The sequence below is a fragment of the Nocardia sp. bgisy134 genome (genome assembly GCF_965341865.1).
GTDB lineage: Bacteria > Actinomycetota > Actinomycetes > Mycobacteriales > Mycobacteriaceae > Nocardia.
Map to the genome: position 1 here is coordinate 1 of NZ_CBDQZP010000043.1, position 11,425 is coordinate 11,425.

The 11,425-nt window shown below is 67.3% G+C and carries 11 protein-coding genes and 2 pseudogenes; 7 read left to right on the forward strand and 6 right to left on the reverse strand.

Annotated elements, in window-relative coordinates; translation table 11 throughout:
• Window positions 1-285 precede the first annotated feature (285 nt).
• Window positions 286-1,821 (reverse strand): FAD-dependent monooxygenase, encoded by a 1,536-nt coding sequence (locus tag ACRWNM_RS36325; RefSeq protein WP_431972698.1) that lies wholly within the window; start codon window positions 1,819-1,821, stop codon window positions 286-288.
• Window positions 1,822-1,865: 44 nt separating this feature from the next.
• On the opposite strand from ACRWNM_RS36325, the gene ACRWNM_RS36330 reads away from it, so the two are divergent.
• Both ACRWNM_RS36330 and ACRWNM_RS36335 read left to right on the forward strand, forming a co-directional pair.
• Window positions 1,866-2,324: a MarR family winged helix-turn-helix transcriptional regulator gene (locus ACRWNM_RS36330; protein ID WP_431972699.1), complete on the forward strand. Its 459-nt coding sequence runs from the start codon at window positions 1,866-1,868 to the stop codon at window positions 2,322-2,324.
• Window positions 2,325-2,457: 133 nt separating this feature from the next.
• Window positions 2,458-2,676, forward strand: coding sequence for a hypothetical protein (locus tag ACRWNM_RS36335; RefSeq protein WP_431972700.1), 219 nt, complete (start codon window positions 2,458-2,460; stop codon window positions 2,674-2,676).
• Window positions 2,677-2,965: 289 nt separating this feature from the next.
• Here the strand turns inward: ACRWNM_RS36335 and ACRWNM_RS36340 are convergent, their stop codons facing one another.
• A complete protein-coding gene (locus tag ACRWNM_RS36340; RefSeq protein ID WP_431972701.1) occupies window positions 2,966-3,226 on the reverse strand; it encodes a pentapeptide repeat-containing protein in 261 nt (86 codons plus the stop codon).
• A 374-nt stretch (window positions 3,227-3,600) separates the two neighbouring features.
• Between ACRWNM_RS36340 and ACRWNM_RS36345 the strand changes: the two genes are divergently transcribed.
• From ACRWNM_RS36345 to ACRWNM_RS36355, 3 genes are all read left to right on the forward strand, one after another.
• A complete protein-coding gene (locus ACRWNM_RS36345) occupies window positions 3,601-3,822 on the forward strand; it encodes a hypothetical protein (RefSeq protein ID WP_067833685.1) in 222 nt (73 codons plus the stop codon).
• Window positions 3,823-3,915: 93 nt separating this feature from the next.
• Complete coding sequence (locus ACRWNM_RS36350; RefSeq protein ID WP_431972702.1) at window positions 3,916-4,590, forward strand: winged helix-turn-helix domain-containing protein; 675 nt, start codon at window positions 3,916-3,918, stop codon at window positions 4,588-4,590.
• Window positions 4,587-5,861 (forward strand): sensor histidine kinase, encoded by a 1,275-nt coding sequence (locus tag ACRWNM_RS36355; protein WP_431972703.1) that lies wholly within the window; start codon window positions 4,587-4,589, stop codon window positions 5,859-5,861. The genes ACRWNM_RS36350 and ACRWNM_RS36355 overlap by 4 nt, the downstream gene beginning before the upstream one ends.
• Window position 5,862: 1 nt before the next feature.
• Here the strand turns inward: ACRWNM_RS36355 and ACRWNM_RS36360 are convergent.
• From ACRWNM_RS36360 to ACRWNM_RS36370, 3 genes and pseudogenes are all read right to left on the reverse strand, one after another.
• Window positions 5,863-6,147 (reverse strand): annotated as a pseudogene (locus ACRWNM_RS36360) (glycerol-3-phosphate dehydrogenase C-terminal domain-containing protein); the annotation flags it as partial.
• Window positions 6,141-6,353 (reverse strand): annotated as a pseudogene (locus ACRWNM_RS36365) (FAD-dependent oxidoreductase); the annotation flags it as partial. The pseudogenes ACRWNM_RS36365 and ACRWNM_RS36360, both read right to left, overlap by 7 nt.
• 634 nt (window positions 6,354-6,987) lie before the next feature.
• Window positions 6,988-8,688 (reverse strand): right-handed parallel beta-helix repeat-containing protein, encoded by a 1,701-nt coding sequence (locus tag ACRWNM_RS36370; RefSeq protein ID WP_431972704.1) that lies wholly within the window; start codon window positions 8,686-8,688, stop codon window positions 6,988-6,990.
• Window positions 8,689-8,753: 65 nt separating this feature from the next.
• Here ACRWNM_RS36370 and ACRWNM_RS36375 point away from each other — a divergent pair, with 65 nt between their 5' ends.
• Both ACRWNM_RS36375 and ACRWNM_RS36380 read left to right on the forward strand, forming a co-directional pair.
• On the forward strand, window positions 8,754-9,602 hold the full coding sequence (locus ACRWNM_RS36375; protein ID WP_431972705.1) for a TetR/AcrR family transcriptional regulator: 849 nt from the start codon (window positions 8,754-8,756) through the stop codon (window positions 9,600-9,602).
• Window positions 9,603-9,920: 318 nt separating this feature from the next.
• Window positions 9,921-10,175: a hypothetical protein gene (locus tag ACRWNM_RS36380; protein WP_431972706.1), complete on the forward strand. Its 255-nt coding sequence runs from the start codon at window positions 9,921-9,923 to the stop codon at window positions 10,173-10,175.
• A 187-nt stretch (window positions 10,176-10,362) separates the two neighbouring features.
• Here ACRWNM_RS36380 and ACRWNM_RS36385 read toward each other — a convergent pair whose 3' ends face one another.
• Window positions 10,363-11,247: a hypothetical protein gene (locus ACRWNM_RS36385; RefSeq protein ID WP_431972707.1), complete on the reverse strand. Its 885-nt coding sequence runs from the start codon at window positions 11,245-11,247 to the stop codon at window positions 10,363-10,365.
• Between the last annotated feature and the right edge of the window lie 178 nt (window positions 11,248-11,425).

The following is an 11,425-nucleotide window of genomic DNA, read 5'->3' on the forward strand; positions in this document are numbered from 1 at the left end:
GACACCCCCTTTTTGGGGGGTGCCCCCCTCCCCCCCCCCCGGCACCCTCGGCACACGCGCCACGAATGACCAGGGAGACGAAAAGCCATGACCGACAACCACACCGCCCCCGCGAACGCCGCTGACACCGTCGGCGGCCACTGGAGATTCCGCGCGTACGGCCAGCTGCGATTCCCCATGGGCGGCCAGTTGCGGATATCTGGCACACCGTCAGCACCCTGGCCCAGCGCACGCTGAGGAGCCGAATCGAGGACTATCCGAACCATGGCGTAGGAGCGAGCCGGTTCAGCGCGCGGTGGGCGCGCCCAGCCACCGGTCGAGGGCGGCGGTCAGCGCTTCGCGGGCGATGGGGGTAGTGGCAGGGTTGACCCAGGCGACATAGCCGTCCGGCCTGACAAATACCGCACCACACGCAGGGACCTCACCGAAAACGGGCAGGTTCCATTTACTGGCCGAGAGTGCGCGGTCGCGCCGCGCCTCGATGTATGCCACACGGTCCGCCCACCCTGCCGGGGTGCCCGTCAATCCATCGGTATCGAAGTTGATCAGCAGCGGTCGTGCCTGGCGCAGCAGATCGAACACCTCGGTGGTGCCCTGATCGGTGGACAGAGTCAGGTTGGGCATGCGTCGCCCGACGAGCGGGTGAGTGTCGCCGAGCGGGTAGCGCAGGCTCAGTCCGCTGAGGATCCCGCTGAGCCGCAGGCAGGTCTCGGGCACCGCGAGCATGTCGGCCACCACCGCGCGCAATGCGTCATTCTGCGCGCCGGGTTTGATCAGCGCCGTTTGCGCCTTGGTCAGTTGCAGCACGGTGGCCGCGACCGGGTGCCGCTCTTGGTTGTAGGTGTCCAGCAGTGTGTCGGGTGCGGGGCCGTCGAGCACGGCGGCCAGTTTCCAGCCCAGGTTCACCGCGTCCTGGATTCCGAGGTTCAGGCCCTGTCCACCGATCGGCGAATGGATGTGTCCGGCATCTCCGGCCAGGAAGACGCGCCTATGGCGGTAGTCGGTGATCTGGCGGAATCCGTCAGAGAATCGTGATAACCACCGCGCCTGGCTCAGGCCGTAATCGGTGCCCAGGCCGTCGCGCATGACCTCGCGCAGTTCGTCGAGGGTGACCGGCGCGGTGCGGTCGGCCGGAGGGGTGGCCCGCATCAGGCTCAGGCGGAACCATCCCGGTTCGGCTCGCGAGATCTGGTAAGTGCCGATCCGTTCGTTGCGCCCGAAGACTCCGTTGCCGTCGGGCGGGGAGTCCAGCCGCACATCGCCGACCACCCACCAGGACACGGGCTCGTCGCCGGGGAACGGGATGTCGCAGATCCGCCGGACCGCACTATGGCCGCCGTCACAGCCGACGAGATAGTCGGCGCAGATCGTGGCCGGACCGGACGGCCCTTCGACGAACACCTCGACCCCGTCATCGTCTTGACGCAGATCCACGACAGCGGTGGCCCATGCGAATCGGGCCCCGAGCTCGACGGCACGGGCAGCGAGGATCCGCTCGGTGTGGTGTTGCGGCAGGATCAGGGCCGATGGCCAGCCGGGATCGAGATCCCGTGGGGCCATGGGGATTCCGGAGAACAGCACGCCCGGCAAGACCTTGCCGCGGCTGACGAATTCCTCGCCGAGCCCGCGCTGGGTGAGTATCTCGAGGCTGCGGGCGTTGATGCCCGGTGCGCGTGACTCACCGACGGTACCGGCCGCGCGCCGCTCCACCACGACGACATCGACGCCGGCGAGGCGCAGTTCGGCGGCCAGCATGAGGCCGGTCGGACCGGCACCGGCGATGACCACTTGGACCTCGGATACCGAAGAGTTAGAGTTCATAGGATCCTATGTACCATTGGATAGGTTCCTATGTAAAGGATGTTATGACCTCGCGAACCACACCCAGCCTGGCTCAGCTGATCAATCGAGCATCCCGCGCATTCGCTCGCGACGGCGACATCGCACTCAAACCACTCGGCCTGCGCTACGCCCAGGTGCCGGTGATCGCGCTACTGCACGACGGCGAGGAACTCACCCAGAAGGAGCTCGCGGAGGCCACCGGTATGGAGCAACCGTCCATGGCACAGTTGCTCGCCCGTATGGACCGCGACGGGCTCGTTCGTCGCACACCCAACCCCCGTGACGCGCGCAGCCAGACGATCGCGTTGACCTCCGCAACCGACACGCGATTGACCGATGCACACGACCGCCTGGCCGCTCTCGACCGCCGGGCCGTAGCGGGCTTCACCGCCGCGGAGATCGACACGTTGAAGCACCTACTGACCCGCGTTGGTGACAACCTCGACCGAAAAAGAGATGCCGCCACGGACCCGGCTCAGTAGCCGGGGGTAGGCCAACGTCCGCTCATGTAGCCGCATACCGCCATCTGTCGGCGGCCCATTTCTGTTGCAGTGGGGTTGCCATGGCGGCCGACACGGTTATCGACAGATGCCCGGCTCGGCCGACCTCGGACCTGTGAGTGTCCGAGTATGCCGCGCGTTGCTCGGTGCGCGTTTCCCCGTGCACGCCATGGCTTTCCATCCCAGCCTTCCTGTTCTTGCCGTCGGCTCGGGTCGCTACAACGGCGGCTATTTCTTCGAAGGCGAGTTACTCCTGCTGGACCTGGAGACAGGCGCGATCAAGTCGCTCATCGAGGACTACTACGGCGGCCGCCAGGTCCTGGGTCTGGAATAGCTCGACGAACATGAGCTGCGCGTGCAGATGGCACCGCCGGACGATTACAAGCGGATGTTGCGTCGCGGCTCGGGCCCGAGGGATCACCGCCATCACCGCGTGGATGATCATGTCGGCGTGGAGGTTTGGGTGCGGGATTACGGGATGTCCGCTGCTCGTCAGGACGAGGTGTGGCGCCGGTGGCGGGCTGGTGAGTCGTTCAGTGCGATCGCCCGGTCGCTCGGGCTGCCGTTGCCGCATGTGCGGAGGTTTCTCGCTCACACCGGAGGAGTTCATTTGATCGCGTCGGTCAGCCCGTGCTCCGGGCGGTCGAAGGGCGAGCGCTCCCGCTGACCATCGAGGTCGTGGACGCGCACGGACAACCGCTCGCGCGCTTCCAGGTTCGCGGCGAGAAATTCGCGCCGCTGAGGTTCGTGCCGGTCAAGTCCGCGCCGGTCAAGTCGGCGCCGTTGAGGTCCGCGCCAGGGAGGTTCGCGCGGCCTGAGGGTCGTGTTGGCGAAGATCGCCTGGCTGAGGTTCGCGCCGCTGAGGTACGCGCCGTCCAGCGCACCCGGCGGTCGGTGTCAGATGCCGTGGACCAGGGCGGCGATCGAGGCCTCGGTGGTACAGTCCGCGCGCAGCACGGCGCTGGAACAGGGTCGGTTCGACGAAGAGAACGGGCCCTCCCGACGGAAGTTTCGTGAACGACACCTCATCCGCCGCGGCGAAAATTCCGGGTGATCCGCCGAAGTTGCTGGAAGTCCTGAGGTTCCGGGTTCAGCACTTCCCCTCGATAGGCGACGTAGCAGTTGCTCCACCAGCACGGCTGCGCTGCATTTCAGGCTGGAGCAGAAGCTCGGTCATCGGCACATCATGAAAATCTCACGGAGGGCTTGGTTTTCTGTCCCCAGCGCGGAGATGCCGCGCGGGAAAGGAATCCATCCCATGAAGATCAAGTCCGCGATCGCCGCCGCCACACTCACCCTCGGCGCCGTGGCCGCCGGCGCCGGTGTCGCCGCCGCCGCGCCCGCCCCGCTGCACACCCCGTTCATCGGTAACTACGCCACCTACGAGGCCTGTGCCGCGGACGGCAATTCGCCGAAGACCGGTGGCACCCAATGGGAGTGCGTCGAGGTCGCCAACGGCTGGGACCTGTACACCTACTGAGCCGACCAGTTCGGTGAGCGGGTGGCCCGGAGGGGTCGGGCCACCCGAACTCCGGCGGCGAACGATTTGTGAAGTGCCCTATTGTCTGATCTCGTGCGGGTTTTGGTCGTAGAGGACGATGAGAGGCTCGGCGTCGAAGTGGCGGCGGGCCTGCGCTACGCAGGCTTCGCGGTCGACCTCGCCGGTCATCTCGCCGACGCCGATTTCAAGATCTCCGTCAACACCTATGACTGTCTGGTGATCGACCGCGGCCTGCCCGACGGCGACGGCCTACACCTGGTCGCCGCGCACCGCGCCGCGGGCCACCGGGTCCCGGTGCTGATGCTCACCGCGCGCGACGGTCTGGCCGACCGCATCGCAGGCTTCGAGAATGGCGCCGACGACTATCTGGTCAAGCCGTTCGCGCTGCCCGAACTGACGGCCAGGGTGCGTGCCCTGTGCCGACGCCGCGAGCATCCGGCTCCGGCGCGCCTGCGACTCGGCGATATCGATATCGATCTACCCCGCCGCCGTGTACAGCGGGCGGGCATTCTGCGATCGCTGACCCCCAAGGAGTTCGCGGTCCTCGAACTGCTCGCCACCCGCGCGGGCAGCGTGGTGACCCGCTCGGAGCTGATCGAATGCTGCTGGGACGAGATGGCCGAACCCGCGTCGAACGTGGTCGACGCGGTGATCGCGCAATTGCGCCGCAAGCTCGGCGCACCGCCGGTGATCGAGACGGTGCGCGGCGCGGGCTTCATGATCGGAGGTGAACCATTCGTACCGTGATCGCCACCTCCGACGCGCGCCCCGCCGTCCGGCGGCTGCGCCGCACCCGATGGCAGCTGACCACGCTGATCACCGCCGTCACCGCGACCTGCCTGATCATCCTCGGGTTGGTGGCCACCACCATCGATGCCCGCTCGCGGGACAAGGCCATGGACGACGCGATCGACCGGGTGGCCACCGGCGTCAACCGCAGTATCGGCCTGCTCGAGGACGACACCTTCGATATCAGCCAGGTCGAGAACTACGACCTCGCCAATGGCGAGACCGCGGTGCTGGTGCTGTCCAACGACGGCGCGGGCCAGTGGCAGGAACGCTATTCGCACCTGCGCTCCTGGCTGCCGAAGGAGGAGATCGTCCAAGGCGTGGTCGACGACGCCACCGTGGCCACAGACACCATCTTCCGCGACGGCATCGACAGCCAGGGCAGGCCGGTGCGATTGGTCGCCCAGCACATGATCTGGGACGACTCCCCGATCGAGGCGGTCGTCATCGCGGGCGCCAATCCGGGTGTCTTCGACCGGGAACGCGCGCTGCTACTGTGGGGACTGGTGGTGGGCGGGCTCACCCTTGTCATCCTGTCGGGCATGGCCGCGCACTGGCTCTCCGGGCGCAGCATGCGCCAGGTCACCGTCATGCTCGAGGAACAGGAACGCTTCCTCGGCGACGCCGCCCACGAACTACGCACCCCACTGACCACGCTCGGATTGGTCACCGCGCCGCGCAGGCGCAACCCGCACGAGGTGGAGCGCGCGCTGGACGACGCGCGGGCCCTCGGTTCCCGGATGGAGCGGATCGTGGCGGGACTGCTCGCGCGGGCACGGATGCAGGCGGGCGTCACCAAGATGGAGCGGGTGCAGTTGCTGCTCGACCAGCTCACCGAGGCGGTGATCGAGGAGTTCCCGAATGCGGGCATCGTCGCGCGGACCCAGCCCTCGGTAGTCGTGGGGGATCCCGGCCTGCTGAGCCTCGCGGTGCGCAATCTGCTCGAGAACGCCGTCACACACGGCGCGATGAACCGCGGCGCACCCGTCGAGGTGTATGTGACCGAGGGGCGGGTCAGCGTGCGCGACCACGGCCCCGGGCTGAACCCGCAGGTGGCGAGCAATCCGTTCCAGCGCGGGGTGACCGGCGGTCGCGGCAGCGGCATCGGGCTGGCTCTGGTGGCGTGGATCGCCGAATTGCACGGCGGCACTGTGACAATGGAGCCCGCGGCGGGCGGTGGCGCGCTGGCCACGATCGCGCTACCGCCGCCCGTACTCGGACAGTCCTGATTCAGCTGTCCAGCGGGACCGGCTCCAGGATTTCGGGCCGTGGTTCGGGGGCGGCGATGCGCAGGGCATCGGCGGAGGCGTCATCGGGCTGTGTCTGCGAGCGGATCTCCGCGTCGACCCTGGCCCGGTATGTCGTGATCTCCCGGTCGATTTCGGCGTCGTCCCAGCCGAGCACCGGCGCGATCAGATGGGCCACCTGCTCGGCGCAGTTGACGCCGCGGTGCGAGTATTCGATGGAGATCCGGGTCCGGCGGGCCAGGATATCGTCGAGATGCAGCGCAGCTTCGACGAACGGCTCGAAGTGCCGGACCCGAGATCGCGGGCCTCGACCAGCGCGACCCGTAGGCCCCGGGTGGCCGCGTCCAACGCAATCCCGGCGCCCACCACGCCGCCCCCGACCACCACCACGTCGAAATGGTCCTTGCCGAACCGCTCCCACGCGGTGCGGCGCTGCTCGGGGGCGAAGAACTGCGAATCCTGTTTCATGGTCATGCTCGACTCCTCCAGCCGACGGCGGCCTCGGGTGTCGGCGATCCGACCCGCAGGCTGGTGCGCTAGGTGTAGCCAGGCCGGTTGAACGCGACCTTCGACTCGGGCCCGGTCACCGGACTCGGGTCCCCTGTCCGGCCGACCCGGCGCTGGTGGCCGCGCCGGTGGCCAGGTTCCACAGGTTGCCCTGGCCGACATCGATGATCGCGCCCGTCGGTAGCGCGGGATACCCGTAACGGCCGGGGTCGCAGTCGAATCCGACGACACTACCGGGCGAGTTCGACGACGGCGTGCGGCCAGTCGATCACGTCCGGTTCGACCACCCCCTTTGACGCAGCCGACGATCGGCACGCCCTCGTCGACGATCCGGTCCGCGTCCTCGTCGGATCTCCCAGGCCGCGGTGATGCCGCGGGCCCGCTGGAGCGGACTCAGCTTGGCGGTGTTGCGCCGACCGTAGCCCATGTGGGTGCGGAACAGGCGATGGCGCGCGATCACGGCGACGCGAGCAACGTGACCAACATACGGTTCGTCTTCGGCTTCAGGATGCAGAACCAGACGACAGCGCAGACGAGGATCGCCAACGGCGAGATATATCGAGGGCCTTCGCCACCCACACACGGTGGACGGCGTACTTAGTCAGCGGGGGCGAACGAGGCCCGCCTGCGCTTGGATGGCGCGGGTGACGTTATCCAGGTGGTGTGGTTCGGCGATCGTGGTGTTGCCCTCGTAGATAACGCCCGCCGGCACGTCGTCGCTGCCTTGTGGATCGGCGTCCCAAAAGTTGTCCCGGTAGACGACGTTCTCCAGCGGCGGCGCGACTTGCAGGACGGCGGTGTTGTCGGCGCGCATGACCACGTTGTTCTCGATGGTCACCCAGGAGGCGCCGTAGTCGGTGTAGAGGCCGAAGTTGTATGGAGTGCGGGTGTCTGTGATGACATTGCCGCGGACGAGCGCGCCGTTGCCGGGGCCGTCGCCCTGGGGGCCGGACAGGTAGATGCCGCCGCCGTCGGCCAAGGTCGTGAGGGTGTCCGTGACGAGGTTGCGCAACAGGCGGGTGCCGCGCGCGGGCCCGGCCACGATGCCGCAGTGCGGCACGTCGGTGACCTGGTTGCGGGTGACGGTGCAGTCGAGGGTATCGCTGATCGCAATGCCAGGAGAACCGGAGTAATCCAGACCGATCTGGTGGACGCGGTTGTCCTCGATCAGTACGTCCCGGCTGCCGGTGGCCGTGATACCGGAAGCCGCGAGGGTGTCGAAGTCGCAACCGCGCACGATGAGGTTCGTGCCGTTGGTGAGCCCGAGCCCGGTGGCGCCCAACCTGGTGAACCGGCAGTCCTCGATACGGACGTCGGTGCTGTCGTCGACACGAACGCAGGCAGGAATCATGGCGGATTCCTGCGGGACCGTCACCCACATCTGTCCCTCCACGATGGTGACCGTGTCGACCGGGCCGCCTTCGTAGTAGCCGCCGCCGTGATAGTGCAGGAAGCCTTCGGCGCGAGGGCGCAGCCAGGTGGCCTCGGCGAAAACCAGCCCCTGGAAAGCGACTCCGGTCGCGTCCGTGACGTGCAGCAACACCTCGAGAACGGGGGCGATCACCTGGGTGCGTTCAGGCTCTTCGTCGGGGCGTGGCAGGTAGTGCAGGACGTGCTGGCCAGGCCGCGAGCGGTCCAGGACGAATGTGCCGGGTTCGGTGAGGAAGACGGGGTCGTTCTCCACCCTGGTGGGCAAGCCGGGGCCGTGCGAGGTCTGTCCTTCCCAGGCGAAGTTGTACAGGTCGTGGGCGCGGGCGAAAGCAGGCTGTGCCATGGCGATCGTCGTCGAGCCTTCGCTGACGACGGCGTCGGCCACCGCGCAGCGGGCCTCGGTCCATGGGTAAATGCCCCGGTAGACGAACTCGATGTCGGCCGGGCTCTGCCAATTGAGCGTGACGTCCGTGACGTAACCCGTTTCGGTGCTGGTCACAGCGCCGGGGAGGGTGTCGATGGCGGCACGTTCGGCTCTGCGCCCGTCGACATAGAGCTGGCGAGTGTCCAGCTCGCCCACATCGGCCAGCCAGACCCCGTCACGTACACGCCAGCCGGTGATGTGTCGGCCGCCGCTGACGACGGCTTCCTCCTGCGCGGCGGTCCCGTAGCCGTAAGCCTGAAAGACTATGTCCCCCTTGGTGACCTCGAGGGGTTCGCGCAGGATGTGCCGACCCGCCCTGAGGTGGGCGACGACTGTGCCGGTGGCGTCTCCTGCGGCCTGCGCGACCCGGCCGAGCGTGGCGAACGGCCGGCTCTCGGTGCCCGGCCCGGAGTCGTCGCCATTCGGATCGACATAGAACTCCAACATGCAGCAACCCTTCTCTGCGTTTACGGTGTACACAAGATATAACACCATAGACGACAGGAGCGCCAATGATCGACGACAAAGCGGAGGACCCCGACCACGGGGTCGAGTTGCTGTGGCAGGAGCGCGAACAGGAGCCGCGCCGGGGGCTGAGCCTGGGAAGGATAGTGCGCGCCGCCATCGAACTGGCCGACGCCGAGGGCCTGGAGGGCCTGTCGATGCGCAAGGTCGCCGAACGGCTCGGCTTCACCACGATGTCGCTCTACCGCCATGTGCCCGGACGCGACCAGCTCGTCGACCTCATGCTCGATGCCGTCCGCGAGGAAGCCCACCCCTCGGTCGGCACCGAAGACGGCTGGCGGGCGCGACTGGAGTCGTGCGCCCGCAGCGAATGGGAGCTGCGCACGCGTCACCCCTGGATGGCCGAGGTGCGCGGCAGCCGTCACCTGCCCGGCCCCAACGGCGTCGCCTCCTACGAACGCATGCTGAGCGCGGTCACCGGCTCCGGCCTGCCTCCTGCGCAAGTGATCGCCGCAGTGAATCTGGTCGGCCGGTTCGTCGACGCCGAGGCCCAGACGTTGGTGGAGACCGCACGACAGGAACGACAGAGCGGGGTGAGCGAACAGGAATGGTGGGGCGCTCGCGACACGCTCTACCAGCGGCTCGACCGCTACCCGACGCTCACGGCCCTGTGGGAGGCGGGCGGCTACGACGAGCCGGAGACCCCGTTCGAGTTCGGGCTCGCGCGCGTGCTCGACGGTATCGCGATGCTCATCGCCCGCAATCGTGACGAAACTCGTGATGAAACATGCCTGATGTGCGGGAAGCCGGTCAAGCGACCCATCTCCGGCAGACCGCGCCTCTACTGCTCACGCGCGTGCCAACAGCGCGCCTACCGAAAGCGACTCGACAGGTGACTGCCCTGCCTCGCCCTCCGGCGGCCGGAAGAAGTCAGGTACTCGGCATGAACCGAGGCCGGTCCTGGCTGCGAAGATCCGTGCCGCAACCGACGATGGCAGCAAGTCGATCACCACACGCACCACTGAATTCATCTCCAACACAGGCGTTCTCGTTGCACGAGTCACCCAGCACTTGTATGTGCGTCGCGCCGAGTAGCGGTCTTGAAACGATCTCTGTGACCGTCGCAGAGAAGTCCTCTCGGCATTGTCGTGCCTGCTTATTGGGTGGATGCAAGCTTTTCGGAACCCTGTCACTGTTCGGGAGCTATTGTGCAGGTGTCGGTTTGGGTGATTGTCGGCATGCCGCGGCTGATGATGACGGTTCGCCGGGCTGCTTCCTCGTCGAGTTGGGCCAGTACGTCTTCCGCGCACTACGGCACCATGCTCGATGCCGGTGTCGGGTTGCGTGATGTCCAGATCGCAGCCCGCCATGCCGACCCTCGCACCACGATGCGCTACAACCGGGCGCGTAAGAACCTCGACCGGCATCCGAACTACATCCTCGCCGCCTACATGGCCTCGGGCACATGACAACTCGGCCCGCGCACGCCGATGTGCGTGCGTTCCCGTTGTGGTCGATGACCTGTGTGGGCCTGACAGGGTGTGGACTGGGGTGGTTCCGCTTCGAGTGGGTGGAGGTGCGAGACGATCCGGACTTCCGTCCGGTACGAGTCGGAATGCCCGGTCAGCGCGCGGTGGTGACCTGGTCCCGTGCTCGTCAGCAAGTGAAGTATTCCTTGAAACGGACGGGGACGCCGTCCGCGCTGGCCGGGCCCCAGCAGATGTCGTGGGGGAAGAAGACGTAGTTGGTCCAGCCGCCGGCGGTGCGGCGGATGATGCGCGCGCTGTCGCCGGGTGAGTCCCAGACGATGTGTGCCCACTTACCGTCACATTGACTGACCGTGGCCTTCGCGCTGCGGAGATGGTCGAATCGTATGTCGAGTTCGCGCAGGACCGTTTGGACTGCACACGGCTCGGACGGTTCAGAATCCTGGAAGCGGAGCTTGCCGGTGACGGTTTGTCCGGCGTGGACCAGGAACAGGGTGTGCAGTCCTTCCGGGACCGGCGTCGCGCCGGGCGGCGGGGTGCCCATGCCGAAGCGGTAGCAGCCGGCCGGCACGGTGAAGGTGGCCGTTCCGTTCGCGTCGGTGACCGCGTCGCGGCGCAGCGCCTCGGTGGAGGGGGTCGGAATGTCTTTGATCGCAGGGTCGCACGGCTGCCGCAGGCTCAGTTCGACCGGCACGTTCGGCACTGGGGCGCCGTTGAGGGTGTGGGTGCGTATCACCACGGTGCCGGTGCCCTGCGGCGGATTCGCGGGCGGCGGGGCCGGTTGGGAGCTGTTCCCTCCATCGTGTGGTGTCGTGATCTCGGCCGTCGGTGTGCCTGCGGGCATCACCGGCGTCGATGGCACGCTGGTCGACTGTGTCGAGGACTGGCCGGGCGCCGACGCGGCCGTGGTCGCCGACGCCGGCTTGTCAGCCTGGGTCGTCCCGGGCGCTTTGTCACTGTGACCACAGCCGGCGACAAGGCCGACGGCCAACGCCACGGCAGCCGCCATCGGAACCACTCCCATAGCATGTCTCTTTCCCTTGCCGATCCACATGAGCTAGATCCTTTCCTGACCGGATAGTCGTCAACGACGGCCTGCTCGTTATCCTGTTGTCTGCCATATCTTTTCAGTGGTCGACGCGGAAGGCCGATTCGCTGGGTGGCCCGGCCACCGGCTTCCTCGACCGGCTCACCTGGTCCGGGTGGACCGAGCCCTACGGGATGGGCGCGAA